Origin of the sequence: Sphingorhabdus sp. SMR4y (assembly GCF_002218195.1) — a bacterium.
Taxonomy (GTDB): domain Bacteria; phylum Pseudomonadota; class Alphaproteobacteria; order Sphingomonadales; family Sphingomonadaceae; genus Parasphingorhabdus.
This window is the reverse complement of the sequence record NZ_CP022336.1, coordinates 3,387,530-3,412,671: the sequence shown is the minus strand read 5'-3', so window position 1 is coordinate 3,412,671 and position 25,142 is coordinate 3,387,530. Positions and strand designations below refer to the sequence as shown.

25 protein-coding genes are annotated in these 25,142 nt (G+C 59.4%); 16 read left to right on the top strand and 9 right to left on the bottom strand.

The window, feature by feature from the left end; genetic code table 11:
- The first annotated feature begins 149 nt into the window (after positions 1-149).
- Together SPHFLASMR4Y_RS16500 and SPHFLASMR4Y_RS16495 are read left to right on the top strand one after the other, a co-directional pair.
- Positions 150-830 (top strand): OmpA family protein, encoded by a 681-nt coding sequence (locus SPHFLASMR4Y_RS16500; protein WP_089134526.1) that lies wholly within the window; start codon positions 150-152, stop codon positions 828-830.
- A 68-nt stretch (positions 831-898) separates the two neighbouring features.
- Positions 899-1,666 carry an SDR family NAD(P)-dependent oxidoreductase gene (locus SPHFLASMR4Y_RS16495; RefSeq protein ID WP_089134525.1) on the top strand — a complete coding sequence of 256 codons (768 nt, stop codon included), beginning with the start codon at positions 899-901 and terminating at the stop codon, positions 1,664-1,666.
- A 9-nt stretch (positions 1,667-1,675) separates the two neighbouring features.
- Here SPHFLASMR4Y_RS16495 and SPHFLASMR4Y_RS16490 read toward each other — a convergent pair whose 3' ends face one another.
- Positions 1,676-2,908, bottom strand: a complete 1,233-nt coding sequence (locus SPHFLASMR4Y_RS16490; protein ID WP_089134524.1) for a UbiH/UbiF/VisC/COQ6 family ubiquinone biosynthesis hydroxylase — start codon at positions 2,906-2,908, stop codon at positions 1,676-1,678.
- A 174-nt stretch (positions 2,909-3,082) separates the two neighbouring features.
- Here SPHFLASMR4Y_RS16490 and SPHFLASMR4Y_RS16485 point away from each other — a divergent pair, with 174 nt between their 5' ends.
- From SPHFLASMR4Y_RS16485 to SPHFLASMR4Y_RS16460, 5 genes are all read left to right on the top strand, one after another.
- Positions 3,083-5,398, top strand: a complete 2,316-nt coding sequence (locus SPHFLASMR4Y_RS16485; protein ID WP_089134960.1) for an FtsK/SpoIIIE family DNA translocase — start codon at positions 3,083-3,085, stop codon at positions 5,396-5,398.
- A gap of 94 nt (positions 5,399-5,492) precedes the next feature.
- Positions 5,493-6,122, top strand: coding sequence for a LolA family protein (locus SPHFLASMR4Y_RS16480; protein ID WP_089134523.1), 630 nt, complete (start codon positions 5,493-5,495; stop codon positions 6,120-6,122).
- A 288-nt stretch (positions 6,123-6,410) separates the two neighbouring features.
- A complete protein-coding gene (locus tag SPHFLASMR4Y_RS16470) occupies positions 6,411-7,205 on the top strand; it encodes an exodeoxyribonuclease III (protein WP_089134521.1) in 795 nt (264 codons plus the stop codon).
- Between the two features lie 89 nt (positions 7,206-7,294).
- Positions 7,295-8,281 carry a GTP cyclohydrolase II gene (ribA, locus tag SPHFLASMR4Y_RS16465; RefSeq protein WP_089134959.1) on the top strand — a complete coding sequence of 329 codons (987 nt, stop codon included), beginning with the start codon at positions 7,295-7,297 and terminating at the stop codon, positions 8,279-8,281.
- A 42-nt stretch (positions 8,282-8,323) separates the two neighbouring features.
- The gene (locus SPHFLASMR4Y_RS16460) at positions 8,324-8,785 is read left to right on the top strand and encodes a DUF3237 domain-containing protein (protein ID WP_089134520.1); all 462 of its coding nucleotides are present in this window, start codon (positions 8,324-8,326) and stop codon (positions 8,783-8,785) included.
- Here SPHFLASMR4Y_RS16460 and SPHFLASMR4Y_RS16455 read toward each other — a convergent pair.
- Entirely contained in the window at positions 8,761-9,510 is a 750-nt protein-coding gene (locus SPHFLASMR4Y_RS16455) for a class I SAM-dependent methyltransferase (RefSeq protein ID WP_089134519.1), read from the bottom strand. The genes SPHFLASMR4Y_RS16460 and SPHFLASMR4Y_RS16455 overlap by 25 nt on opposite strands.
- Positions 9,511-9,615: 105 nt before the next feature.
- On the opposite strand from SPHFLASMR4Y_RS16455, the gene SPHFLASMR4Y_RS17220 reads away from it, so the two are divergent.
- The gene (locus SPHFLASMR4Y_RS17220; protein WP_186265986.1) at positions 9,616-9,762 is read left to right on the top strand and encodes a hypothetical protein; all 147 of its coding nucleotides are present in this window, start codon (positions 9,616-9,618) and stop codon (positions 9,760-9,762) included.
- A gap of 112 nt (positions 9,763-9,874) precedes the next feature.
- Here SPHFLASMR4Y_RS17220 and ssb read toward each other — a convergent pair whose 3' ends face one another.
- From ssb to SPHFLASMR4Y_RS16435, 4 genes are all read right to left on the bottom strand, one after another.
- Positions 9,875-10,390 (bottom strand): single-stranded DNA-binding protein, encoded by a 516-nt coding sequence (gene ssb / locus SPHFLASMR4Y_RS16450; protein ID WP_089134518.1) that lies wholly within the window; start codon positions 10,388-10,390, stop codon positions 9,875-9,877.
- Between the two features lie 47 nt (positions 10,391-10,437).
- The gene (locus SPHFLASMR4Y_RS16445) at positions 10,438-12,297 is read right to left on the bottom strand and encodes a ferrous iron transporter B (protein WP_089134517.1); all 1,860 of its coding nucleotides are present in this window, start codon (positions 12,295-12,297) and stop codon (positions 10,438-10,440) included.
- Positions 12,298-12,300: 3 nt separating this feature from the next.
- Positions 12,301-12,570: a ferrous iron transport protein A gene (locus tag SPHFLASMR4Y_RS16440; protein WP_089134516.1), complete on the bottom strand. Its 270-nt coding sequence runs from the start codon at positions 12,568-12,570 to the stop codon at positions 12,301-12,303.
- 132 nt (positions 12,571-12,702) lie between these two features.
- Entirely contained in the window at positions 12,703-13,368 is a 666-nt protein-coding gene (locus SPHFLASMR4Y_RS16435; protein WP_089134515.1) for a COQ9 family protein, read from the bottom strand.
- Between the two features lie 130 nt (positions 13,369-13,498).
- Between SPHFLASMR4Y_RS16435 and SPHFLASMR4Y_RS16430 the strand changes: the two genes are divergently transcribed.
- Positions 13,499-14,599 carry an alkene reductase gene (locus SPHFLASMR4Y_RS16430; RefSeq protein ID WP_089134514.1) on the top strand — a complete coding sequence of 367 codons (1,101 nt, stop codon included), beginning with the start codon at positions 13,499-13,501 and terminating at the stop codon, positions 14,597-14,599.
- 15 nt (positions 14,600-14,614) lie between these two features.
- On the opposite strand, the gene SPHFLASMR4Y_RS16425 is transcribed toward SPHFLASMR4Y_RS16430, so the two are convergent.
- Positions 14,615-15,037 carry a DUF1465 family protein gene (locus SPHFLASMR4Y_RS16425; protein WP_186265985.1) on the bottom strand — a complete coding sequence of 141 codons (423 nt, stop codon included), beginning with the start codon at positions 15,035-15,037 and terminating at the stop codon, positions 14,615-14,617.
- 192 nt (positions 15,038-15,229) lie between these two features.
- Positions 15,230-15,427, bottom strand: a complete 198-nt coding sequence (locus tag SPHFLASMR4Y_RS16420) for a YdcH family protein (protein WP_089134512.1) — start codon at positions 15,425-15,427, stop codon at positions 15,230-15,232.
- Between the two features lie 192 nt (positions 15,428-15,619).
- Here SPHFLASMR4Y_RS16420 and SPHFLASMR4Y_RS16415 point away from each other — a divergent pair, with 192 nt between their 5' ends.
- The 6 genes from SPHFLASMR4Y_RS16415 to ftsH all read left to right on the top strand — a co-directional run bounded on the left by SPHFLASMR4Y_RS16415 (position 15,620) and on the right by ftsH (position 23,235).
- Positions 15,620-15,772: a YdcH family protein gene (locus SPHFLASMR4Y_RS16415; protein WP_089134511.1), complete on the top strand. Its 153-nt coding sequence runs from the start codon at positions 15,620-15,622 to the stop codon at positions 15,770-15,772.
- A 109-nt stretch (positions 15,773-15,881) separates the two neighbouring features.
- On the top strand, positions 15,882-18,164 hold the full coding sequence (ptsP, locus tag SPHFLASMR4Y_RS16410; RefSeq protein ID WP_089134510.1) for a phosphoenolpyruvate--protein phosphotransferase: 2,283 nt from the start codon (positions 15,882-15,884) through the stop codon (positions 18,162-18,164).
- Positions 18,165-18,335: 171 nt separating this feature from the next.
- Complete coding sequence (locus SPHFLASMR4Y_RS16405; protein ID WP_186265984.1) at positions 18,336-19,172, top strand: helix-turn-helix domain-containing protein; 837 nt, start codon at positions 18,336-18,338, stop codon at positions 19,170-19,172.
- A gap of 120 nt (positions 19,173-19,292) precedes the next feature.
- Positions 19,293-20,159, top strand: coding sequence for a tetratricopeptide repeat protein (locus SPHFLASMR4Y_RS16400; protein ID WP_089134508.1), 867 nt, complete (start codon positions 19,293-19,295; stop codon positions 20,157-20,159).
- Positions 20,160-20,162: 3 nt separating this feature from the next.
- Positions 20,163-21,116: a tRNA lysidine(34) synthetase TilS gene (tilS, locus tag SPHFLASMR4Y_RS16395; protein WP_089134507.1), complete on the top strand. Its 954-nt coding sequence runs from the start codon at positions 20,163-20,165 to the stop codon at positions 21,114-21,116.
- Positions 21,117-21,282: 166 nt separating this feature from the next.
- A complete protein-coding gene (gene ftsH, locus SPHFLASMR4Y_RS16390; protein ID WP_089134506.1) occupies positions 21,283-23,235 on the top strand; it encodes an ATP-dependent zinc metalloprotease FtsH in 1,953 nt (650 codons plus the stop codon).
- 104 nt (positions 23,236-23,339) lie between these two features.
- Here ftsH and rpoZ read toward each other — a convergent pair whose 3' ends face one another.
- Entirely contained in the window at positions 23,340-23,687 is a 348-nt protein-coding gene (gene rpoZ, locus SPHFLASMR4Y_RS16385) for a DNA-directed RNA polymerase subunit omega (protein WP_089134505.1), read from the bottom strand.
- 149 nt (positions 23,688-23,836) lie between these two features.
- Between rpoZ and SPHFLASMR4Y_RS16380 the strand changes: the two genes are divergently transcribed.
- Positions 23,837-25,048, top strand: a complete 1,212-nt coding sequence (locus SPHFLASMR4Y_RS16380) for a phospholipase D-like domain-containing protein (RefSeq protein ID WP_089134504.1) — start codon at positions 23,837-23,839, stop codon at positions 25,046-25,048.
- The last annotated feature ends 94 nt before the right edge of the window (positions 25,049-25,142 follow it).

The window sequence follows — 25,142 nt, the reverse complement described above, 5'->3', positions numbered from 1 at the left end:
GGCGAAATGCCATAAGCCCTTTAGCAGCAAGTTTTACACAATCTCAAGTTTGCTGTCAGTCGCCGTTCATTTATCGCGCGCTAGACGGAACCTTCTCATCGGCGGGGCGTTATGCCGGGGAGACAAGAGGAGCTAAAAGGGAAAAGAACATGCGGATGAACAAATCAATAATTTCAGCGGTTTCACTGGGCGCACTGGCACTGACCAGCGGCTGTGTAACCAATCCTGAGACCGGCAACCGGACCATTTCAAAAGCGGCCATCGGCGGCATAGGCGGCGTGGTCGGCGGTTACCTGCTCGGCGACGTGCTCGGCGGCAGGAATGACCGCACCGCCAAGATCGTCGGCGCCGGCCTTGGCGGCCTCGCCGGTGCGGGCATCGGTTATTATATGGACGAGCAGGAAAAGAAGCTGCGCCAGCAAACCGCAGGCACTGGTGTTGATGTCACCCGCGAGGGCGACAATCTGATCCTCAACATGCCATCGAGCGTCACCTTCCCCGTCGACAGCAGCGCCATCAGCCCGGCATTCCAGACAACCCTGGGCAATGTCGCGAATACGCTGGCGCAATATGAGAAAAGCTATGTCGATGTGCTCGGCCATACCGACAGCACCGGCAGCGACGCCTATAATCAGGCCCTGTCCGAACGGCGCGCCGATGCGGTTGCCAATTTCCTCGCCAACAGCGGCGTCCAGCGGGCCCGTCTCGCGACCCGCGGCTATGGCGAAAGCCAGCCGGTGGCCAGCAACAGTACCGAAGAAGGGCGCGCTGCCAACCGCCGGGTCGAAATCAAGATCGTTCCGATCGAACAGGATGATCTGGACAACTAAATTAGCGCTTGCGCTGATCCCATGATCACGGGCATCCCTTGTAAAAAACTTGCAGAGGATGCCCGTTCATGACCACGCCCAATTTTTCCATCGACCTCAGCGGACGAACCGCGATCGTCACAGGCGCATCGGCCGGACTGGGCCGTCGCTTCGCCAAAGTGCTCGCCGCCTGTGGCGCGAAAGTCGCCTGCACCGCACGGCGCAAGGACAAGCTGGACGATCTGGTCAAAGAGATTACCGCGGATGGCGGCGCGGCAAAAGCCTTCGCGCTGGACGTGCGCGACGCGGCGCAGCTTCAGGCCATCGTCCCCGCTGTGACGGAGGTTCTGGGTCAGCCTGATATATTGGTCAACAATGCCGGGATCGTCGATGCCGAACATGCCACGCGCATGTCAATCGACCTGATCGATGATGTTCTGGATACGAATCTGCGCAGCGTGTTCATCCTGTCGAACGAATTTGCCCGTCCGCTGATCGCCCAGAAGACACCGGGGCGGATCGTCAACATCGCGTCCATTGCCGCGACCAGTTACAGCGGTGGCGGAGCCGCGCTCTATTCCACGACCAAGGCCGGGGTCGTCCGCATCACCGAAACCCTGGCGGTCGAATGGTCAAAATTTCATATCAACGTAAACGGCATTGCGCCGGGTCTGTTCGCCACCGACATGGCCGATGGCATGATCGAGCGGGCTGGCGACTTTTCGGTCCATTTCCCCCGCAAGCGGGTGGCGCAGCCGGAACAGATGGACAGCACCCTGCTCTATCTGGTGTCGCCCTCTTCCGATGCGGTGACCGGAACCGTGATCAAGATCGATGACGGCCAGGGCGGGCGCTAAAAGTCGAAGCTAGACCAGTTCGCCCCTGAGCAGCTTGGGCAGATCACCGGTTTCGCCTTTGGCTTCGGCCATGAACTGTGCCTTGAGCGGCGGAATCCGCTGGACCAGTCCGATGCCCATCCGCCGGATCCGGGAAGAGGTTTCCCCGGGCAGGCCGAACAGCCGGGTCAGCAGATCGGTCGCCGCCGAGACCATCATATTGTCGAGACTGCGCCAGCGGTCATAGCGCGCGAGAATCTGGGCATCACCCAGATCGAGACCGGTGCGCGCGCCCTCGACCAGGCATTCGGTCAGGGCCGCCACATCGCGCAGACCCAGATTGAGTCCCTGTCCGGCGATCGGATGGATGCCATGGCCCGCGTCGCCGATCAGCACCAGACGGTCGGCCGTCAGATGGGAACTGTGATGAAAACCCAGCGGATAAGTCGGGCGATCGGTCAGCAGCTCGATCTCGCCGAGAAAACCGCCGGTCTTCTTCATCATTTCAGCGATAAAGGCACGCTCGTTAATCTTGGCATAGGCCGGGCCGTCTTTCCGCGAGACCGTCCACACCACCGCCGAGCGATGCTTGCCATCCGCATCGTCGAGCATCGGCAGGATGGCGAACGGACCAGACGGGAAGAATAGCTCATAGGCCGTGTTGCCATGCGGTTTTTCATGCGCAATCTTGCAGACGATCGCGCTGTGGTCATATTGCCAGTGCGCCATGATGATCCCGGCTTCCTCGCGCATCCGGCTGCCGCGCCCGTCGGCGGCTACCAGCAGCGGTGCGGACAGCTGTTCACCATTATCAAGAATGATTTCGACGAGATGCTCGCCGCGATCGCAGGAGGCAATCTGTGTCGGCATATGCAGGCTGATGTTCTCGTGCGCCTGGACCGCCTCGAACAACAGTTGCCGCAGCACGGCATTCTCGACCATGATGCCCATCGGCCCTTCGTCTTCGCCCGGGACAAAATCCAGCGTACCCGGCTTGAGTCCGTCATTGACCAGTATTTTTTCGATATCGCAGCCTTGCGGCCGCAACTTGTCAGCCAACCCGATGGCGTCGAACATGTTCCAGCTGGCGCTGTTGATCGCCGAAACCCGCGCATCATTCTGCGGGTTCAGCAGATCGTCCGGCTTGGCGCGATCAATGATCGCCACATGCAGTCCATGGGCGGCCAGGGTAAGCGCCTGGGTCAGACCGATCATGCCCGCGCCTAAGATGATGATATCGCTATTCCGAGAATCATTTCCCATGGAGATCGCCTTTCCGAGCCACAATATAATCAACTAGGTAGGCATCGGTAGCCTGTAATGAAAGGCAAATCCGGTAAATTGATGCCAAGAAACTTGACGGAGAGTCCCCGATTCGCGCAAAGGAGCAGACAGGTAATGCGCGCCTTCGGCTGGGGTGACGCACGGGAGTATATGATGGCGGAAAAAGCCAAAGAAGCGAACTGGCGCGAAATAATGCGCCTCAGCCTGTTGCGCAGTGGTGCCCTGATCGGAGCCATTACGATCTTTCTGGCGACGATATTCCTGTTTCTGGCGCTGGTCAGCTATTCGCCCAGCGACCCGGCCTTCAACACGTCGGCGGGCAGCGTCGAGCATAACTGGATGGGAATTTTCGGTTCCTATCTCTCAGATCTTTTGCTGTTGCTGGTCGGCCTGCCCGCCCTGCTCATTCTCCCCTTGCTGCTGGTGCTGGCCAACCGCCTGTGGCGGGATATTCCGCAGCCCGGCTGGAAGCAGCAACTGCTCTGGTGCCTGCTGGCCATTTTGCTCGTCGGCACCGCCCTGGCCTTGTGGTTCCCGGAACCGGAAATGGAATTGCCGTCCGGCCTTGGCGGCCTCGCCGGCATGCTGACCGGCAACGCGATCAGCGCTGGCCTCAACGCGATTTCCGCCAGCTGGAGCGGATTGATTTCCGGCATCATCATAGCTTTGACCCTGACCGGTGGCCTTGTCCTCGGCTATTTCAGCCTGCGACTGGACAAACCGCTGTTTTCCGGAACTTCTTTCAAGATTCCAGCGATAAAAAGTCCGTTCGCGGAGAAAGAAGACGGCCTGATCGTCGAACCGGATCGTTCGGGCACCGCCAAACCGAAAGCAAAGAAGGAGCCCGCGCCGCGCAAGGAGGTCAAGCCGGACAACCGGCCGCCGCCAGAAATCAGCGAACGCGCATTGCCGCCAAAGAAAGCTGGCGTCAGCCAGGGCAAGCAGGGGGACTTTTTCGGCCCCTATGTGCTGCCGTCGCTCGATCTGCTGACCCCCGCTCCCGAGCAGGACAATAATGTGATCGACAAGGCCGGTCTGGAGCGTAACGCGCGCCTGCTGGAATCGGTGCTCGACGACTTTCACGTCAAGGGCACGATCAATGCGGTACGACCGGGGCCGGTTGTCACCATGTACGAACTGGAACCGGCGCCGGGCATCAAGGCGAGCCGCGTGATCCAGCTCGCCGAAGATATCGCCCGCAACATGTCGGCGCTCTCGGCGCGTGTGGCCGCCATTCCCGGGCGCACGGTCATGGGCATCGAATTGCCCAACACCAACCGCGAAATGGTGGTCCTTCACGAAATGATCGGCAGCGACAGTTTCGCCGAACAGGGTGGCAAGCTTCCGATCATCCTGGGCAAGAACATTTCCGGCGATCCGGTCATCGCCGATCTCGCACCCATGCCGCATCTGCTCGTCGCCGGCACCACCGGCTCGGGTAAATCGGTCGGCCTGAACTGCATGATATTGTCGCTTCTCTACCGGCTGACGCCTGAAGACTGCAAAATGATCATGATTGATCCGAAGATGCTGGAACTCAGCACCTATGATGATATTCCGCATCTTCTCTCGCCGGTCGTGACGGAGCCCGCCAAGGCCATCCGGGCGCTCAAATGGGCGGTCGAGCAGATGGAAGAACGCTACCGGATGATGTCATCGATCTCGGTTCGTAATCTGGCCAATTATAACGAGAAGGTGAAGGCGGCCAAGGCCAAGGGCCAGCCGCTCGGTCGCCGTGTCCAGACCGGCTATGACCCCGAAACATCGCGGCCGATCTACGAGGAAGAGCAGCTCGACTACGAAGTGCTACCGCAGATCGTGATCATCGTCGACGAGCTCGCCGACCTGATGATGACGGCCGGCAAGGAAGTCGAATTCCTGATCCAGCGTCTGGCGCAAAAGGCGCGGGCGGCCGGCATCCACCTGATCATGGCAACGCAGCGGCCCTCGGTCGACGTCATCACCGGCGTGATCAAGGCCAACCTGCCAACCCGGATCAGCTTCCACGTCACCTCGAAAATCGATTCCCGTACCATTTTGGGCGAACAGGGCGCGGAGCAGCTGCTCGGCAAGGGCGACATGCTCTACATGCCCGGCGGCAAACAGCTGACCCGTGTCCATGGTCCCTTCGTTTCCGATGACGAAGTGCGGCGGGTTGCCGACCACTGGCGTTCGCAGGGATCCCCGGATTATATCCAGGCAGTCACCGAAGAACCGGAAGATGGCAGCTTTGCCCTCGACGGCGCCGATCTGAGCGACAGCAAGGAAGACCGGCAATATGCGCAGGCCTGCCAGATTGTCTTCGAAAGCCAGAAAGTGTCGACCAGCTGGCTGCAGCGGCAATTGCGGATCGGCTATAATACGGCCGCCCGCATCATCGACCGAATGGAAGAAGATGAATTTATCAGCCCGCCCAACCATATCGGTCGCCGCGAAGTGCTGCGTGATCAGAATGGCGAGCCGCTTTAGCCGCTGCGCCCGGCCTACATGCTGACAGACTGATTAAGCCGTGGTTCAATCGCCTTGGGCTAGTGGGATATCTTGATAATCTGGAGTTTTCGTAATGTTGAAATATGGTTTCGCCTTGATCGCTGCGCCGCTGGCTCTGACAGCAAGCCTGCCCGCCACCGCACAGCAAAGCCCCGCCGACAGTCTTTCAAAGGTCCAGACGCATTTGCGCGCCATGACCACGATGACGGCCAATTTCAGCCAGAGCGACCGGAGTGGACAAATGCTCACCGGGAAACTGATCTTGAAACAGCCGGGCAAGATCCGCTTTCAGTATCAGGATGACGCCAATTTGCTGATCGTCGGGGACGGCAAGGCGCTGACCCTGATCGACTATGATGTGAATCAGGTGCAGCGCTGGCCAATCGGCAACAGCCCGCTCGCGGCGCTGCTCAATCCGGAACGCGATCTGTCAAAATATGGCAAGATCATCCCGACCCGCAATCCCGCGGTGCTCAGCGTCGAAATTCGTGATCCGAAACGTCCCGAATATGGCGTGATCACGATGGTTTTCACGAAAAAGCCGGGCGCGCCCGGCGGATTGAGCCTGGATGGCTGGGTCTCGCTCGATTCGAAAAACAACCGCACATCGATCCGCCTGTCCAACCAGAAATTCGGTGTTCCCGTCTCCAACAGCAGCTTCAACTGGACCGATCCGCGGAAAAAAAGTCGCGGCAAGCGATGAGCCGAGACGGGCTGCCGATCAGCAGAAAATGATCGATCTTTTGTTCATGCTGCCGACAGAAATACAGGACTATAACCAAATACAGGATGAGGAAAGACAGTCAGGTTTTCCCCCTGTTACCTGACCAATCAAGTCTCGCCTCATTCATGCGTGACGAACGCGAGTTTGCCCCCACCTCCTTAATGCCCCCGGAGGTGGGGGTTTTCCTTTTCCCGGCCGGTCAAATAGCGCAAATCTCTGTTGCCTTTGGGCTTGGGTTTCTCCGCGACCGTGGCTATCAGACTCGGCATGAGTGATACCCTTAAAGTCGTCAGCTGGAATATTAACAGCATCCGTGCCCGTCTCGACATCGTCGAACGTTTTCTGACCGAAGAAGCGCCTGACATATTGTGCCTGCAGGAAACCAAGGTTCGCAATGACCAGTTCCCCGAAGGCATGTTCCGGCGGCTGGGCTATAATCACATGATATTGCACGGCCAGCCGATGCACCATGGCGTCGCGATCATCAGCCGCGTACCGCTGCACAAGGACGAACGGTTCGACTGGCAGAATAATGGCGAGGCGCGCCACGTCGGTGCGGTCCTGCAAAACGGTGTGCGCATCGAAAATGTCTATATTCCCGCCGGCGGAGAGATACCCGATCGGGAGCTCAATCCGAAATTCGGGCAGAAGCTGGATTTCTTCGGCCGGATGACAGACTGGTCGGCCAATCTCAAGGAACCGACAATTCTGCTGGGCGACTTCAATGTCGCGCCGCTCGAGTCGGACGTCTGGAGCCACAAGGCCCTGCTCAAGGTCGTCAGCCACACCCAGATCGAGATCGACCATCTCTATGCCATGCGCGATGCCCATGGCTGGGTCGATATCGGTCGCAAGCTGATCCCCCATCCCGAGCGTCTCTTTACCTGGTGGAGCTATCGCGCCAAGGACTGGCGGGCCTCCGACAAGGGCCGCCGGCTCGACCATGTCTGGGTCAGCCCGGAACTGGGAGACAAGGCGAAGAGCCACATCGTTCTCGAAGATGCGCGCAGCTGGGGCAAACCATCCGATCACGCGCCGCTGATCACGGAATTCGAATTTTGAACGCTGTGCCTCTCGACGAGGCCCGGAAGGCAGCAGCACGCCGGGCGGCGCGCGCGGTTGACGCATTGCGCCGGGGCTGGCCGGTCGGGATGGAAGCGGACGGCGGGCGGCTGAACCTGCTGCCGGTCGAAACCGCTGATCTGGATGAGGCCCTGCCTTCGTCCGGAACCATATCCCTGATCATCTCGGCCAGCCGGGCAGCGACGCTCAAGCTGCTCAACCAGTTTGCCGCGGCCGACCCGAACCTGCCGATCCAGATCAGCCTGCCCGCACCGGTAACGGCCGCGGAAATTATCGCCATCGTCGACCCCGTGCTCGACATGCAATATCCGATGAAGGGTCCGTTCCGCAGCGAGCCTCTGACCAATCCGGCGGCGGCCACCGCCGCAATGGAACTGGCCCGCCAGGGTGGTCTGCTTCCGGCCTTCGTGATTGTCGACGGGGCCGAGGATATAGCCGAAGCGGAGGATGCGACAGCTTATGCCGATGCTTCCGCGCTGATCATCAGCGCCCATGCCCGGCTCCCGGTCGCGGCCAATGCGGACGCGCATATCTACGGGTTCCGAAGCGATGCCGATGCCACCGACCATGTCGCGCTGGTCATCGGCAAGCGCGACAGCAGCACGCCGGTTGTCCGCCTGCACAGCGAATGCCTGACCGGCGATGTGCTTGGCAGCCTGAAATGTGACTGCGGGCCGCAACTCCACGCGGCGCTCGGCCAGATGACCGAAGCCAACTGGGGTGTGCTGCTGTACCTGAGACAGGAAGGCCGCGGGATCGGGCTGATCAACAAGCTGCGGGCCTATGCTTTGCAGGATCAGGGTTTTGACACGGTCGATGCCAACCAGCGGCTGGGCTTTGCCATTGACGCGCGGGATTTTTCGATCGCGGCGCGGATGCTGGAATTGCTCAACATTCCCGAGGTGAAATTGCTGACCAATAATCCGGAGAAAGTGGAAGGCCTGGAAGCATGTGGCGTGACGGTCGAAGAACGCCTGCCGGTCAAGATCGCCGCCAATCCGCACAATGCATTTTATCTCGATACCAAGCGCGATCGGACCGGCCATAAGCTGTAGCAATCGACACTATCCGTCCTGAACAGAAGCGGAGAATTTTTCATGACCGAGCTCAAGCACCGCCATCTCATGAACATGACCCTGTCGGTCGATTTTTCCGGCATGATGGTGATTGGACAGACGCCGGCGGGATTGCGCCGGATCGCACCCGTGACCGGTGGCAGTTTCTCCGGCGAGCGCCTGACCGGCACCGTCCTCCCGGGCGCCGACTGGGTGATAAACCGACCCGACGGCGTGATGGAAATCGACGTGCGCCTGCCACTCGAGACCGACGATGGCGCGATGATCTATCTCAACTATCAGGGCCGGTTTCTGGCCACGCCGGAAACCATGGCGCGGATGGCAAAGGGGGCCCTGCTGGAGCCGGAAGACTATTCGCTGGCGGTAACCGCCACGTTCGAAACCGGCGCGGAACAGTATCTCTGGCTCAACAATGTCGTGGCGGCCGGCACCGGCGAGCAAACCGCAGATGGTCCAGTCTATTCATTCTTCGAGATTGGCTGAGCGACCACCAGGCGATAGCCAACGTCGAGATTTTCCAGCTCCATCAAATGGCCATGGCGCGCTTGCCAGTCACCCGAACCAATATCCTGTTCCAGTTTCGCCAGAGCGTCGGCGATAGTATCGAGCTTTGCAAAGGTGGAGATTGAGGCACGCACCTGCGGGTCGAGATAGGCGTGTGGACGTTGCCAGTAAGCGCCAAGGAAACCGTCTGTGCAATCATGTGGCACCGGAACAGCCTTGACTTCACACGGCCCCAATATCGCTTCAAAAGTCTCGATTTTCGGCATGACCGGCTGGTCGAGCGCGATTATGTCAGGGATATAATCGGCCAGCCAGAAATAGAGGGATTGCGGATCAAAGGACAGGATCACCAGCGGCCCCATCGCGACCCGGCGCATTTCGCGAAGTCCGGCCTCTAGGTCCGCCCAGTGGTGCACGGTCAGTATCGCCATTGCGGCGTCGAACCGGTCATCTGCGAACGGCATCGCTTCGGCTGTCCCCTGACAGGCCTGAGCGGCTTCTGGCGGTCTCTGGCCGATCATCTCGGCCGATGGCTCCAGCGCGGTAACGGTGCGATCGCCGGGTTCGTAAGACCCGGTTCCGGCGCCGACATTCAGCACATGTCTGGCGTCCCCCAGCGCGTCGTGGATCGTCCGGGCAATCCGGGAGTCCGGTCTGCGTTGGCGCGCATAGCCGATGCCGATCCTGTCATAGATTGCCGTCATCGTGAGAACCTAGCGTGCAGGGCCCATCATCACCAGCCTGTTCCGGAACCGTGGTCAGCGCACAAGGCAGTTAGCGTTTCGCCTGCGCCGGACGCCCGGCAGGCCATGACCGATATTCCCGGCATCCGCCGCGAGGCATCTGCTTTACAGCTCTACCGGCAACGTGACATCGGCTTGGGCGATGCAACTGGTCTCGGCTTTTTCAAGCACGCCATCGACAGGCTCGACCGGATTGCAGCGAATGAACACTAAGGTCGAAAACCAGGACTGATTGCGCAACGCATGGGTGACCGGACAGCAAGAAGCCGGCTTCATCCGCATTCGGGACGTCGCCGGCTTCATTGATCAGATCGATGTACGCGTTCTAGAACGGAACGTCGTCGTCCAGATCGCTGTCAAAGGCGCCGCCGCCTTGGCCGCCGCCTGAACCGCCGCCGGTCTGGCCCCAGCCGCCGCCCGAACCGCCGCCGGAAGGCGCGCCGCCGCCCCAGCCGTCATTCGAGCCGCCACCCTGGCCACCGCCGCCCTGGCGGCTGTCGAGCATTTCCATTTTTGCGTCAAAGCCCTGCAGCACGACATCGGTCGAATAGCGGTCATTGCCGGACTGGTCCTGCCATTTGCGGGTCTGCAGCTTGCCTTCAAGATAGACCTTGCTGCCCTTGCGCAGATAGCGTTCGGCGACCCCGGCCAGACCTTCGTTATAGATCGAGATATTGTGCCACTCGGTCTTTTCCTTGCGCTCGCCGGTCTGCTTGTCTTTCCAGCTTTCCGAGGTGGCGACGCTGAAATTGCAGACTTTACCGCCGTTGGCGAAGGTACGCACTTCCGGATCCTTGCCCAGATTGCCTACGATGATGACTTTGTTGATGCCGCCGGCCATTTCAAATTCCCCAAAAAAATAACGTGATTAACGATTCTTGGGAGACTCTATAGACCGAGCGCGACAGCACTCCAATATGTAATACCGGCCGCGACATAAGCGAGCGCAAAAAGATAGACGAGCATGAATGTCGGCCATTTCCAGCCATTGGTCTCCCGGCGGGTCACGGCAATGGTCGAGATGCATTGCGGCGCAAAGACAAACCAGGCGAGAAAGGCCAAAGCGGTCGGCAATGACCAGCGGCTTTGCAGGCGCTCGGTCAGCGATTTGGCTTCCGCCTCTTCATCTGGCGCGTCGATCGCATAGGTCGTCGCCAGCGCCGCGACAGCCACTTCGCGCGCCGCCATTGCCGGGATCAGGGCGAGCGCGATATCCCGGTCAAAACCGATCGGCTTGACAATCGGGGCAATGACATTGGTGATCCGGCCCGCCGCGCTATAGTCGACCTGGCTCATCCCACTGTCTTCGGGGACCTTCGGGAAAGTCAGCAGCAGCCACAATATAACGGTCGCGGCGAAAATGATCGTGCCGGCACGGCGCAGGAATATCCAGGCACGCTGCCACAGGCCGATCAATATATCGCGCATGTTCGGCAGCTGATATTTCGGCATTTCCATCAGGAAGCCGCTGTTCGGCCCCTTGGTGACGGTCGACCGCAGAACCAGAGCCACGATCATCGCGCCGACAATGCCGAAGACATAGAGGCCGAACAACACCAGCCCCTGCAGGCCGATACCGGGGCCCACACTGGTCGGCGGAATGAATGCGCCGATGATGATTGCATAGACCGGAAGCCGCGCCGAACAGGTCATCAGTGGGGCCACCAATATCGTGGTCAGCCGGTCTCCGGGATCGGAGATACTGCGCGTCGCCATGATGCCGGGAATGGCGCAGGCGAACGAGGACAGCAGCGGAATGAAGCTGCGGCCAGACAGGCCGACGCTGGCCATCATGCGGTCCATGATGAAGGCAGCGCGGGTCATGTAGCCGCTGGCTTCGAGCAGCAGGATGAACAGGAACAGGATCAAAATCTGCGGGAGGAACACGACCACCGACCCGACGCCGGCGATGGCGCCTTCGGTGATAAAATCGCGCAGAAAGCCCGCTGGCAGGTTTGATTCGACCGCGGCAGCGACCCATTCGCTGGCACTTTCGATCCAGCCAATCGGCGCTTCGGACCAGGCGAAGACCGCCTGGAACATGACGAAAAGCACCGAGAGCAGAATCAGCGGGCCCGCGAAGGGATGGAGGAACAGCCGGTCCGCCCGCTCGGACCAGCGACGGCCAGCGGTTTCCGAAATAATCGCCTGGTTTGCTATTTGCTTGGCCTGTTGCCGCAAACCATGATCGCGTTCCTGCGCGACAACCGGTTTGACGTCGTCCTGCTTGAGTTTGAGACGCCTGTCCACGGCCGCCGACAGGTCATCCAGTCCGCGCCGACGCACGGCAACGGTCGGCACCACGGGGACCCCCAGGGCCTTCTCGAGCTTTGCCGGGTCGAGCGTCAGCCCGTCCCGCTCCGCGAGATCCATCATGTTGAGCGCCACCACGACCGGATGACCGAGCGCGATCACTTCCAGCGCGAAACGCAGATGATTGTCGAGATTGGCAGCATCGAGTACCAGCACGATCATGTCGGGCCGGCGTTCGCCCTTTTGCAAGCCCATGATGACGCCGCGCGTTACCTCTTCATCCGGACTGGTCGGGTCAAGGCTGTAACTGCCGGGCAGATCGACCAGTTCGCCCGGACGACCGTCGGCAAAAGCGAAGTGACCCGATTTCCGTTCCACCGTTACACCGGGATAATTGGCAATTTTCTGCCGGGCGCCGGTCAGCGCGTTAAACAAGGCACTTTTACCCGAATTGGGGTTGCCCGCGAGGACAATGAGGGGAGCAGCTTCGGTCATCGATCAGGCGGCTATCGTTACCGCGACCGGCTGGACCGATATGGCCTTTGCATGAGATCTGCGGATGGCAATCATCATGCGGCCCACTTTCAGGGCGATCGGATCGCTCATGCCAAACATGCCCTTGTGCAGCTTCTCGACCGAAACTCCCTCGTCTATTCCGAGCGCGCGCAAACGGCGGCCTTCGGCTTCGGAAATGGCTTCCCAGTCAATGGCAAGGATTTCAGCATTCTGCCGGAGCGACAGCTGGTCGAGGGTTGTGGGAGTCTGCATATAACGCAACAAGGCCTTTCTAATTGCGATTGATTATCAATATAGATTGGTGTTGGCGAGTCTTTTTCTGCGATTTTATACCCGACTGCAGTGCCAGATGACCGGTACCCGCCACCAGGCAGATTCTGTCAGTCAGGCTCCCCGATAGCGCAACCGCCCGATAAAGCGCGCCATGCTGAACCGGTCCCCGCCGCGACCGGTGACCTTGGCCTTCATCTTCTCAAACTGCATGACATTTTCGATCCGCCGGTCGAGAAACGCCTTGGTCTCTGCATAGCCGTCGCTTTCATCATCGAGAAAGACGCTGAGCGTGCTGCCATATACGCCCGACAAAAGGGTCCGCTTGGTATAGTGATTATAGTCGGTCGCGGTATCGCCTGCCAGCCGCCACATCTTGTCGGCAGCGCGCCAGCCCATTTTAGCGGCCCTGCGCAAATGCGGCGGTGCCGCCAATATTGCCAGCGCGCGCCGCAGCCCTTCGCGATCCGCCGCGAGCGCTTCCAGCCGGGCCTCGACCAGTGCCTTGATCCGCTCCCGGATTTTCATTCCGGCCAGTTCATCGGCGCTATATTTCATCGCCATTTGTGCGTCCACGGCCTGAAACCAGGCATCGATCATGTCGACGGGCCCGTCGTTAAATGCGAGTCTCGCAAGATCGCTGTCCACGCCAGCCAGGTCCGCAGCCGCCAGCACAGCCTTCTCGTTCCAGCCGTCGAACGCCGCCTGCGCGGCCAGCGACGGCGCGAGAAAGGCACGGACCTCGTCCAGGGTAGGATCGTCGGGAAGTGATGCAGCCATGGAGGTTCCTTTGAAATCAACCCTATCAACATAGACAGAAATTGCTTGGTTTCAAACCATTGCATTTGCCGGCGTGGCCTCTTAACTGTCTGATTAACAATTCATGCCTCTTCTTTCAGGGAATTCCATCTTGACCACCTTATTCGACCCCATCACCGTTGGCGCCATCGAAGCTGCAAACCGGATGTTCATGGCCCCCCTGACCCGTTGCCGCGCCACCATGGATTATGTCCCCACGCCAATCATGGGCGAATATTATAGTCAGCGCGCCGGCGCAGGCGTGATCATTTCCGAGGCCACCGGAATCAGCCAGCAGGGTCTTGGCACGCCTTTCGCACCGGGAATCTGGAACGACGCGCAGACCGAAGCGTGGAAGCCGGTTGTCGAGCGCGTCCACCAGGCCGGCGGCAAGATCATCTGCCAATTGTGGCACATGGGCCGCATTGTCCATCCCGATTTCCTGGATGGCGAGAAGCCGGTATCGGCGTCCGCCACGACCGCCCCGGGCAAGGTCCGCACCTACCAGGGCAAACGGGATTATGAAGAAGCCCGTCCGCTGGAAGTCTCTGAAATTCCGGGCCTGATCGACGATTATCAGAACGCAGCCGAAAATGCCAAGAAGGCCGGATTTGACGGCGTGCAATTGCATGCCGCGAACGGCTATCTGATCGACCAGTTCATCCGCTCCGGCACCAATTTGCGCACCGACGAATATGGCGGGCCGATCGAGAATCGCATCCGCCTGCTCGGCGAAGTGACGCAGCGGCTGGTCGACGTCTGGGGCAGCGACCGGGTTGCCGTGCGCCTGTCGCCCAATGGCGATTCACAGGGCGCCGATGACGCGACACCAGTAGAAACCTTTACCGCTGCGGCCAGATTGCTCGACCAGATCGGCATCGCCTTTCTCGAGCTGCGCGAGCCGCCTGCCCATGGCACCTATGGTAACACCGACGTGCCACCGGTCAGCCCCGACATCCGCCCGGTATTCAAGGGTCCCCTGGTCCTCAACAGCGACTATTTTTATGCCAATGCAACCGAGGCGCTGGCCGAAAACAAGGCCGATGCGATCAGCTTTGGCCGGACCTTCATGACCAATCCCGATCTGCCCGAGCGGTTCAGGACCGGCGCGCAGCTCAATCCGATCGACTTCACCCCGACCTGGTACACTCAGGGCCCCGAAGGATATACCGACTATCCGACATTGAAGGAGCGGGAAGGCGCAGCGGCCTGAACCGACCGCGCCGGATTAGAAGCTGCTCTGGATTCGGCGGAACATATCCTGGACCGCTGACTCGGCTTCGCTATCGTCGCCCATACGGGCCGAGAGGCGCTGCAGGCGCTGGAACAGCTCCTCGCTGGCCAAGATGATCTGGCGCGCTTCTACCGGGAAGCGGTTTACCAGCGCCTTGTCGGTAAAGGGAGCCTCGCCAAGGGAACGATCCCGATTCCATGCTTCGCCTTCCGACAATTCGCCGCTTTGCAGGGCCTTCTGGTTCAAAAGCCAGGCAATGCAATGCATCAGCCTTGTCGTGACTTTGAGCGATTCGCAGGAAAAGGACACGTCCAGAAGGTCGTCCGGATCGGACTCTTCCTGAAAACGCCCGGATTCAAAATAGGAGCGTGATTCGTCAGCCAGCACCATTGCTTCGGTATATAGTGCATCGATCAATCGCGGTGTCAAAAGGGATTCTCGATCTGGCATACATGCTCCGTAGCAACTTTTCGCAGCCGGTTAACAGCTAATTTTAAAGCTCAGGAAGCCCCGCAGGCCGTCTGTTTCAAACTGATACGCGGGAAGCTCCAAGGTTAACTGGTGGATGGTTTTGGTTAACGGCCAGCAGGTCCGCAGGCGACCGCCGCCTCATGCGATAATATCCGGGATCAGCTGGTTTTCGATCACGATTATCCGGTCGCGCAACTGCAATTTTCTTTTCTTGAGTCGCGCGGTCCGCAATTGATCCGGATTGCCTGTCGCCACCAGTGCGGCGATCGCCTCATCGAGATCGCGATGCTCGATTTTCAGCATTTCGAGCCGCATTTGCAACTCTTCATCGCTCATCCCCATTCCGGATCAATCTCCCCCTTGCGCCCATTCCACAATTTTGCAATCTTCACCCTATTCATGGTTCAGGTCGAAACCAAGACATTTAAACCATGAAGCAGGAGGCGGGGCCAATTCGGCCCGCACAGAAGGAAAGGAAGCTTTCACCCTCTTTCATTTTCAAAAAACAATATTTTTGAGGAGACTTTAATGATTCAGGATCACATGTCGGCATTGCGCGAAAAACATGAAGCGCTGGAACGCAAGATAAACGAAGAAGAAACCCGCCCGCTTCCGGACACGATTCGAATCCATAATCTGAAAAAAGAAAAGCTCCGACTGAAAGAGGAACTGCTGGACTAGCCAAGATCGGGCGACGGTGATCCGGGCAGTCCGGAAAAATATCTTCTGCCCCGGCCGAAGAGCTGTTTTCTGCATCGCACTCATCCGGTGTTTCTGCTAGGCGAAGATCATGCCCGCAACCGATCCCTCCAGTACCAAGACCGCACGCAATATCCTGACCGGCCTCCGGTCGATCATGGCGTCGCGCGGCAATGCGCAAGCGAAGCTCAACCAGGTTGTCGAGACTATAGCCGAGGCGGTGAGCAGCGAGGTCTGTTCAATCTATTTGCGCCGCGACGGCCTGCTGGAGCTTTACGCAACCCGCGGGCTGAACGCGGAAGCCGTTCATGTCACGAAACTCGCGATGGGCGAAGGCCTGACCGGCTATATCGCCAAGAATGTCGAAACGCTCAATCTCGACGAGGCGGCGAGCCATCCCGACTTCCAGTACCGGCCGGAAACCGGTGAAGAAAAATTCCACAGCTTTGCCGGCGTGCCGATTATCCGCAACCAGCAATCTATTGGTGTGCTGTGCGCCCAGCATGTCGAACCCCGCCGCTATTCCGAAGTCGAGATCGAAGCCTTTCAGACGGCAGCAATGGTCCTGTCCGAACTGATCATTAGCGCCGAACTGGTCGATGACAATTTCGCGGACGAAACGGTCACGCTCGATGTCGGCGCCAATCGCCTGAGCGGTTTGCAACTGGTCAAGGGCAAAGCCCGTGGCCATGCGGTATTCCATCAGCCCCGGGTCAAGATCGAACATACGGTGGCGGAAGATATCGAGGCGGAGCGGCACCGTGTCTATTCCGCCTTCGACAAGATGCGCGACCAGATCGACCAGATGACCAGCCAGGCCGAATTCGGCGTGGGTGGCGAACATGAAGAGGTGCTCGAGACCTACAAGATGTTCGCCTATGACGAGGGCTGGAGCCGGCGCATCAACGAAGCGATCGACAGCGGCCTGACCGCCGAAGCAGCGATTGAACGTGTGCAGCAGCATACGCGCATGCGGATGCGGCAGATCGACGATCCGTTGCTGGCCGAGCGCATGCATGATCTCGAAGATCTCGCCAACCGTCTGTTACGCACGGTTTCGGGACAATTGGGGACCGCCGCCAAAATGGGCTTGCGGCAGGATACGATATTGATCGCCCGCAACCTCGGGCCGGCGGAATTGCTCGAATATGACCGGCGCAAGCTGAAGGGCGTTATTCTTGAGGAAGGTTCGCTGACCGCGCATGTCACGATCATCGCCCGCGCGATGGGCATTCCGATCCTCGGCCAGGTCAAGAATATCCGGCAGGTCGTCCGGGAAGATGACCCGCTGCTGCTCAATGTCGATGAGAAGACCGTGTTCGTCCGGCCCAGCCCCTCGATGGAGGAGGCGTTTGAAGCGCAACTGGAACTGAGCCAGAAGAAACGCGCCGCCTATTCCGAACTCCGCGACAAGGAAGCGGTGACCAGGGACGGCGTCCGGATCACACTCAATATCAACGCCGGCCTGCGGGACGACCTGGCCTTGCTCAATCTGACCGGAGCCGACGGCATCGGTCTGTTCCGGACCGAATTCCAGTTTCTGGTCGCGGCAACCATGCCCGGCCGCGCTGGGCAGACCCGCTTTTACCGCGATGTGCTGGATGCCGCCGGTGACAAGCCGGTCATATTCCGCACCGTCGATATCGGTGGTGACAAGCCCCTGCCCTATTTCAAGGCCAGCGAGATCAAGGAAGACAATCCGGCAATGGGCTGGCGGGCCATTCGTATCGGTCTTGAACGGGACGCGCTGATGAAGGTTCAGGCGCGCGCCCTGATCGAGGCGGCTGCGGGACGGAAACTGAACGTCATGTTCCCGATGATTGCAGAGCCATGGGAATTTGACGAGGCCCGCGCGGTATTCGAAAACCAGCGGAGCTATTTGCAAAGCCAGAAAAAGCGCTTGCCGACGCAGATCCGTTATGGCGCGATGCTTGAAGTTCCCGCGCTGGCCGAATGCATAGATTTGATGGCGGATCGGCTCGATTTTCTGTCAATCGGCACCAATGATCTGACTCAGTTTCTGTTTGCCGCAGACCGCAGCAATCCCAAGCTGGCCGAACGGTTCGACTGGATGAGCCCGGCCATTCTCCGGTTCCTGCGCCGTGTCTCGGACAATGCTGCGCGCCATGATATCCCGCTCGCGATATGCGGAGAAATGGGTGGCCGCCCGCTCGATGCCCTGGCGCTCATGGGCCTGGGCATCCGCAACCTGTCGATCACGCCCGCGTCGGTGGGTCCGATCAAGGCTATGGTCCGTTCGCTCGATCTCGGTCAGGCCGGATCGGAGATGGAAGCAATTTTGCGGGAAGCGCCAGCCGAGCCGCGACTGCGTCTTGAGCAATGGGCGAACCAGCACAACGTCGATCTGGACTGACGGTATTTCCGGGGACCCATCGGCGACTTGCCTTGCAGATAATATAAAAGGTAAAATCCAGCGACTAACACATGATAGTCATTGACTTTTGCCGCCCAAACTGGCTTTTTTCTCCGCATATCCGGGATATGCGAAAAGGGTCGCAAATTGATCCGGCCAAAGGAGTTTTTAGTGGCCGAAGAAACCAATGACGAAGAAAATGCCGAGCTGCACTTGCACAGCACTGGCGAATTGTTACGCCGCGCGCGGGAACAGAAGAATCTTTCGCTGGACGATATCGCCAAGAAAACCCGCATTCCGCTACGTCATCTTGAATCGATAGAAAGCGGTGACTTCGAGGCACTGCCCGGACGCACCTATGCAATCGGTTTCGCAAAATCCTACGCCCGGACAGTCGGTCTGGTGGATGCGACCATCGGCAGCCAGTTGCGCGCGGAAATGGATGAACAAGGTCATGGTGCCTATCAGCCGGAAGTGAGCGGATATGCGCCGGCCAACCCGTCGAGCATTCCGCCCCGTTATCTGGCATGGACAGCCGCGGGCATAGGCGCGCTGGTGCTGATCGGCTATCTCGTCTGGCGCACCTTGATTCTCAATCCCGGCGATCTGGAACAGGTTGCGGAAAGCGACACCACGGCACCGGCCGAAAACACGCTGCCGGCGGCCAGTGGCCAGACTGTCACGGATGGCAATCCCGGCCCGTCGAGTCAGGGCACGGTTGTGCTGACTGCGACCGAACCGGTCTGGATGAAAATCTACGACGCGGAGGGCGAGCGTCTGTTCGAGGACGAAATGGAGGCGGGCGAAACCTTCACGGTCCCGACCGATGCCGACGACCCGCAGATTCTGACCGGACGCCCTGCAGCCCTGACCGTTACCATCGATGGACAGGTTGTTCCGCAACTGGGCAGCGCCGAGCGGACGATAAAGGATGTCGGGGTCAGCGCGGCGGCCTTGCTGGCACGGGAAACAACCAGCGACCCGGACGCCGACGCGCCGTCTGAATAAGGACAGCAGGGGCCGTCACGATAGCGGCACGCGGTCGGACCCGGTCCGGCTCCCGACATAATATTATTTACTTTTCAGCGTAGTATATGGTTAATGTGCGCGCAATTAGCGGAGGCCTCGATGAAAACAATCGGTATCACAATTCTGCTCACCGGCTTGCTTGCCAGCACGCCTCTATCGGCGCAGAGCGCTGGTGTAGACAAGCGCGTGGACCGGCTCGAACAGGAAATGCGTGCGGTTCAGCGCAAGGTCTTCCCCGGCGGCTCCACCCGCTATTTCGAGCCGGAAATTACCGCGGAAACTGGTCCGGCGACCCCTGCTGCAGCGGTCACATCTTCGGCCGTCAGCGACCTGATCGCCCGGGTGGATGCGCTCGAGGCCAGTCTGGCCAATCTCACCGGCCAGGTCGAGGAAAACGGCTTTCGCCTGAAGAAAATCGAGGACCAGATGGCGGCTGCCGCTGCACCGGCGTCGAGTCAGCCAGCGACCAGCACTAGCGGATCTGCACCCAAAACTGCGCCGGCTCCGGCAGCCGAGGCCGCGCCTGATCCCGAACGGGTCGTTGCGGTCGCCGCGATTGTCATGCCAGACACCGGCGATGCCGCCGAAGATTCCTATATCTACGGCTATCGTCTATGGGACGCAAAATTCTATCCGGAAGCACAGACGCAGTTGAAGAAAACGGTCGAGGATCATCCCGGCCACCGCCGCGCGAGTTTTGCCCAGAACTTGCTCGGACGCGCCTATCTCGACGATAACAAGCCGGCGCTGGCTTCGGTTGCCCTCTATGAAAATTATCAGAAAAGACCACGCGGAGAACGTGCTCCGGACAGTCTCTATTTCCTGAGCACCGCGCTGGTACAACTGGAAAAAAAGGCTGATGCCTGCCGCGTATTGGCGGAGATGGAGGATGTCTATCCCGAGGTTGCCAATGGCCGGCTTGCCGCTCGGGTGACATCGGGCAAGGCCGCCGCCGACTGCAAGTAGAGCATGGCCGACACCGCCGCCTCGCTGGAAAACCGTTTTGCCGAGGCGATGGACCGGCTGCTGCCGGAATTTTCATCCAGTGACCAGAAACTGGCCCTGGCGGTTTCCGGCGGTCCCGACAGTCTCGCCCTGTTGCTGCTCGCGTTACAGGCCTGCCCCGGCAGGATCGCCGCAGCAACCGTCGATCACGGCCTGCGCCCCGCCGGGCGCGAAGAGGCGGAATTTGTCGCATCCGTCTGTCGCGAACGCGACATTCCGCACGAAATTTTGCGACCGGTCGTTCCGATTCGTGGCAGCATCCAGAGCGCGGCTCGGCGCGCTCGTTACGGATTGCTCCACGACTGGATGAAGGACCAGCATATCCAATGGCTTGCGACCGCCCATCATGCCGATGACCAGCTGGAAACCATGATCATGCGAATCCTGCGCGGCAGCGGCATCGACGGCCTGTCCGGGATCAGGGAAAAACGGTCTCATATCATTCGCCCCCTGCTCCATTTCCAGAAGTCGGAACTGATTTCCCATGTCGACGACCATGGCCTGAAGGCGGTCGACGACCCTTCCAATCGCGATCAGGGTTTCGACCGGGTGCGGGTACGCAATGCTCTTCAGGATCTGCACGGTTTCGACACCAGTCTCGCCAGCCAGAGTGCAAGCGCACTGGGCGCTGCCCGCGAGGCGATCGAATGGACGGTGCAGCGCCTCGCGGACGAACATGTCACAATCACCGACACCGGTTGCACCCTGTCTGACACCCGCTTTCCGCACGAGATCCAGCGGCGGTTGCTGCTGCAATGCCTGCACGTCTGTGATCCCGCCCTGTCCCCCCGCGGCAGCCAGATCGACCAGACGATCCTGGCGCTGGAAAAGGGCGAAACCGTCACCCTGGGCAACATATTATGCCGGGGCGGCGTTGCTTGGCGCTTTCAGCCAGCGCCAAAGCGCCGGAGCAGCTGATCGTCCGGAGCGGCGCCGAATGCGGGCCACTCCGATCACACTGATCGGTAAAAACATTGGCCTACTTATTGTCATCCGCAGCAAAAGGACTATCTTGGAACCATAGATATATTGCGGCGTGATGCCGTTCATCCGCTGCAACAATGATTACAGGACACAATACGCAATGAATGACGAACAGGATCCCAAAGACAACCCCTGGATGAAAAGCATGTTCATCTGGGCCGGCGTCATCATCGCGCTTCTGCTCACCGTCTCGATGTTCGGAGCGGGCGCCTCCAGCGAGGGCGCAACTGGCATCAGCTATTCCTCCTTCCGCAACAAGGTTGAGGAAGGCAGCGTGAAAAGCGTGGCCATCGCGCCGGACAAGATCACCGGTGAGCTGACTAATGGCGACATGTTTACCACCACCCCCGTCGGCAGCGACCCTTCACTGGTAACGCTGCTCGATGAAAAAGGTGTTGATTACAGCGGCAAGGCACAGGAACAGGCCAGCATCTGGCAGATCATTCTGGTCCAGTCGCTTCCCTTCCTGCTGATCCTCGGCATCGCTTTCTTCGTGCTGCGCCAGATGCAGAAGGGCAGCGGGTCGGGCGCGATGGGCTTCGGCAAGTCCAAGGCCAAGCTGCTGACCGAAAAACAGGGCAAGGTAACCTTTGCCGATGTCGCCGGTATCGATGAAGCGCGCGAGGAACTGGAAGAAATCGTCGAATTTCTGAAAAATCCCGGGCGCTTTGCCAAGCTGGGAGGCCAGATTCCAAAGGGCGCGCTGCTGGTCGGTTCGCCCGGTACCGGTAAAACCTTGCTGGCCCGCGCCATTGCGGGCGAAGCAGGCGTGCCGTTCTTCTCCATCTCCGGCTCGGATTTTGTCGAAATGTTCGTCGGCGTCGGCGCCAGCCGTGTCCGCGACATGTTCGAACAGGCCAAGAAAAACGCGCCGTGTATCGTCTTTATCGACGAAATCGATGCCGTCGGTCGCCATCGCGGTGCCGGTCTCGGCAACGGCAATGACGAGCGCGAGCAGACGCTGAACCAGTTGCTGGTCGAGATGGACGGTTTTGAAGCCAATGAAGGCATCATCATCATCGCCGCGACCAACCGCCCAGACGTGCTGGACCCTGCCCTACTGCGTCCCGGCCGTTTCGATCGCCAGGTGGTCGTGCCGCGTCCCGATATCGAAGGTCGCGAGAAGATTCTCGCTGTCCACATGAAGAAAGTGCCGCTGGCACCGGATGTTGACGCGCGCACCATCGCCCGCGGTACCCCGGGCTTCTCCGGCGCCGATCTCGCCAATCTCGTCAACGAAGCGGCGCTGATGGCGGCTCGCCGTGGCAAACGCATGGTCGCGATGAGCGAGTTCGAGGATGCCAAGGACAAGGTCATGATGGGCACCGAGCGCAAGTCCATGGTGATGACCGATGACGAGAAGAAGATGACCGCCTATCATGAAGCGGGCCACGCTATCGTGTCGGTGCACGAACCGGCGTCCGATCCGATCCACAAGGCGACCATCATCCCCCGCGGCCGCGCGCTCGGCATGGTGATGCGTCTGCCCGAACGGGACAATTACAGCTACCACCGCGACAAGATGCACGCCAATCTGGCGGTCTCCATGGGCGGTCGCGTCGCCGAGGAAATCATCTTCGGCTATGACAAGGTATCTTCCGGCGCCTCCGGCGATATCCAATATGCGACGAAACTGGCTCGCGACATGGTCACCCAATGGGGCATGTCGGATCTGATGGGACCGCTGCAATATGAAGAGGAACAGGGCGAGACCTTCCTTGGCTACTCGCAGTCGCAGCGCGTCCACATGTCGGACGAGACGGCCAAGAAGATCGATCTGGAAATCCGCAAGCTGATCGACGACAGTTATGACCGGGCGAAGCAGCTGCTGACCGATCATGAGGATCAGCTTCACGCTCTGGCCAATGCGTTGCTCGAATATGAGACCCTGTCCGGCGAGGAAATTGACGAGCTGGTCAAGACCGGCAAGTTCGAGCGCCCCGATGGCGGTGTGGTGAAACCGGCAGCGGCACCGACGGTTGGCACGTCCATTCCGAAAGCGGGACGGAAGAAAAAAGGCCCGTTCGGCGATCCCAAACCGCAGGGTGCCTGACACGCGATCCGGTAAAGATCACCCAATACAAGAAAGGCCGCTCGGAATATTCCCGGCGGCCTTTTCTTTTGTTTCAATATGATAGGCGGCGAAGCGCAGACCGTTTAGCGGCGGCCATAATCTCCGGCGACACCGGCGCTGCGTGGTGGTGCAGCGGCCGTCAGGCGAAGCGCTTCCGCCGACTGGCTGATCGAACCGATTTCGTCCGGCGTATCATCATCGTCGATGAGAACCTTCTGCAGCGACTGCACGAGGCTTTCTTCCAGATCCTTCGGCTTGACCGTTTCTTCTGCGATTTCGCGCAAGGCAACAACCGGGTTTTTATCGCGGTCGCGATCAACCGTCAGCTCTGCGCCGCCGGAAATCTCACGTGCGCGCTGGGCAGCAAACAACACCAGATCAAACCGGTTTGTGACTTTATCAACGCAATCTTCAACCGTAACGCGAGCCATAAGGCGCTCCTGATTCTGCAAACTTTTGGAAAAGAGCCCTGCATCTAGGGCGATGGGCGGGATTTGTCAACAAATCCGGCGCAGCGCAGACATTGGCAATCAATCTAATGGTTTGTCGCTGAGGCGGCGATAATCTATGCCCCGGAACGATGGAAAACACCCCCGCACATAATCTGTCGAAGCGACCGGAAGAACCAGGATGGTTTGACGTGGACGGCAACCGGTTGCGGCTGGTTCGAGCGGCAGACGAGCGCCTTACCGCGCTGGTGAACATGCTGGAAAGGGCAGACGAAAGTCTCAAGCTGTTTTTCTACATGTTTGAAGACGACGTGATCGGCAGGAAAATCCGCGCCCTGCTGGTATCAGCCTGCGAGCGGGGCGTCGCGGTAGAGATGATGATCGACAGCTTCGGCTCAAACGGTGCTCCCCGCGCTTTCTTTGACCCTCTGGTAAAAGCAGGAGGAAAGTTCAGGGTGTTCAGCCCGCGTTTCTCGACAAGCTATTTTGTGCGCAATCATCAAAAGATGATTATCGCGGATGATTGCTGTGCCCTGATTGGCGGATTCAATATCGCCGATGAATATTTTGCCGTGCATGAACCGTCCGGGAAGCCCGACGAGAACGATGAAAGCTGGGAAGATCTCGGCCTGGAAATCAAGGGCCCCGAAGTTGCCAATCTCGCCAGCTATTACCGGCTTCTGTCGAACTGGGTCTATCGGAATAATGGCAACATGCGGTCCCTGCGCAGGATGGTGCGTCGCTGGGAGGCCGGCAGTGGCCGGTTCCAGTGGCTTCTCGGAGGCCCAAGCAACCGCCTGAGTCGCTGGGCGCGGGCCATCAAGAATGATCTGGAAAAGGGCAGCCGGCTGGATCTCGTCACCGCCTATTTTTCGCCGGGACAAGGTTTGTTGCGGCGGATTGGCGGGTTGTCGAAGCGTGGCGGCAAAAGCCGGATCATCTTGCCCGGAAAAACCGACAATGGCGCCACCATGGGAGCCAGCCGGCTGCTATACGGATATCTGCTGAAGCGGCGGGCACATCTGTTCGAATTCCAGCCGCGACGCCTGCATACCAAGCTGGTTGTCGTCGATGACGCCGTCTATATCGGTTCGGCCAATTTCGATCTGCGCAGCCTGTTCATCAATGTGGAAATGATGTTGCGGATCGACGATGCCGGTTTTGCCGATCATGCGCGCAGCGTGATCGACATCCTCCACGAACAGAGCGAAACCATCACGCCGGAATTGCACAAATCCCGTCGGACCCTGCTCAATCGCCTGCGCTGGACGATATCCTATTTTCTCGTCAATACGCTGGATTATCGCGTTACCCGCCGGTTCAATTTCGGCTTTTTGAAATAGCCGTCCCCTGCCGTCGCAGACGGATTGGCGATCCGCTTGGAGCAGTCCGTCGCAGCAGGAGAATCATTCACCGCAATCGGCAGTTTTGCCTCTG

What these genes read in the sequence shown, in the direction of transcription:
- SPHFLASMR4Y_RS16435 (WP_089134515.1), bottom strand. Translation starts at nt 13,368, where the DNA reads ATGGCTGCATCACTTCCCGACGATCCTACCCTGGACGAGGTCCGTGCC.
- SPHFLASMR4Y_RS16415 (WP_089134511.1), top strand. Translation starts at nt 15,620, where the DNA reads ATGATTCAGGATCACATGTCGGCATTGCGCGAAAAACATGAAGCGCTG.
- SPHFLASMR4Y_RS16440 (WP_089134516.1), bottom strand. Translation starts at nt 12,570, where the DNA reads ATGCAGACTCCCACAACCCTCGACCAGCTGTCGCTCCGGCAGAATGCT.
- ssb (WP_089134518.1), bottom strand. Translation starts at nt 10,390, where the DNA reads ATGGCCGGCGGCATCAACAAAGTCATCATCGTAGGCAATCTGGGCAAG.
- SPHFLASMR4Y_RS16470 (WP_089134521.1), top strand. Translation starts at nt 6,411, where the DNA reads ATGAGTGATACCCTTAAAGTCGTCAGCTGGAATATTAACAGCATCCGT.
- SPHFLASMR4Y_RS16495 (WP_089134525.1), top strand. Translation starts at nt 899, where the DNA reads ATGACCACGCCCAATTTTTCCATCGACCTCAGCGGACGAACCGCGATC.
- tilS (WP_089134507.1), top strand. Translation starts at nt 20,163, where the DNA reads ATGGCCGACACCGCCGCCTCGCTGGAAAACCGTTTTGCCGAGGCGATG.
- SPHFLASMR4Y_RS16400 (WP_089134508.1), top strand. Translation starts at nt 19,293, where the DNA reads ATGAAAACAATCGGTATCACAATTCTGCTCACCGGCTTGCTTGCCAGC.
- rpoZ (WP_089134505.1), bottom strand. Translation starts at nt 23,687, where the DNA reads ATGGCTCGCGTTACGGTTGAAGATTGCGTTGATAAAGTCACAAACCGG.
- SPHFLASMR4Y_RS16480 (WP_089134523.1), top strand. Translation starts at nt 5,493, where the DNA reads ATGTTGAAATATGGTTTCGCCTTGATCGCTGCGCCGCTGGCTCTGACA.
- SPHFLASMR4Y_RS16485 (WP_089134960.1), top strand. Translation starts at nt 3,083, where the DNA reads ATGGCGGAAAAAGCCAAAGAAGCGAACTGGCGCGAAATAATGCGCCTC.
- SPHFLASMR4Y_RS16500 (WP_089134526.1), top strand. Translation starts at nt 150, where the DNA reads ATGCGGATGAACAAATCAATAATTTCAGCGGTTTCACTGGGCGCACTG.
- SPHFLASMR4Y_RS16420 (WP_089134512.1), bottom strand. Translation starts at nt 15,427, where the DNA reads ATGAGCGATGAAGAGTTGCAAATGCGGCTCGAAATGCTGAAAATCGAG.
- ptsP (WP_089134510.1), top strand. Translation starts at nt 15,882, where the DNA reads ATGCCCGCAACCGATCCCTCCAGTACCAAGACCGCACGCAATATCCTG.
- SPHFLASMR4Y_RS16445 (WP_089134517.1), bottom strand. Translation starts at nt 12,297, where the DNA reads ATGACCGAAGCTGCTCCCCTCATTGTCCTCGCGGGCAACCCCAATTCG.
- SPHFLASMR4Y_RS16460 (WP_089134520.1), top strand. Translation starts at nt 8,324, where the DNA reads ATGACCGAGCTCAAGCACCGCCATCTCATGAACATGACCCTGTCGGTC.
- SPHFLASMR4Y_RS16490 (WP_089134524.1), bottom strand. Translation starts at nt 2,908, where the DNA reads ATGGGAAATGATTCTCGGAATAGCGATATCATCATCTTAGGCGCGGGC.
- ribA (WP_089134959.1), top strand. Translation starts at nt 7,295, where the DNA reads ATGGAAGCGGACGGCGGGCGGCTGAACCTGCTGCCGGTCGAAACCGCT.
- SPHFLASMR4Y_RS17220 (WP_186265986.1), top strand. Translation starts at nt 9,616, where the DNA reads ATGACCGATATTCCCGGCATCCGCCGCGAGGCATCTGCTTTACAGCTC.
- ftsH (WP_089134506.1), top strand. Translation starts at nt 21,283, where the DNA reads ATGAATGACGAACAGGATCCCAAAGACAACCCCTGGATGAAAAGCATG.
- SPHFLASMR4Y_RS16455 (WP_089134519.1), bottom strand. Translation starts at nt 9,510, where the DNA reads ATGACGGCAATCTATGACAGGATCGGCATCGGCTATGCGCGCCAACGC.
- SPHFLASMR4Y_RS16380 (WP_089134504.1), top strand. Translation starts at nt 23,837, where the DNA reads ATGGAAAACACCCCCGCACATAATCTGTCGAAGCGACCGGAAGAACCA.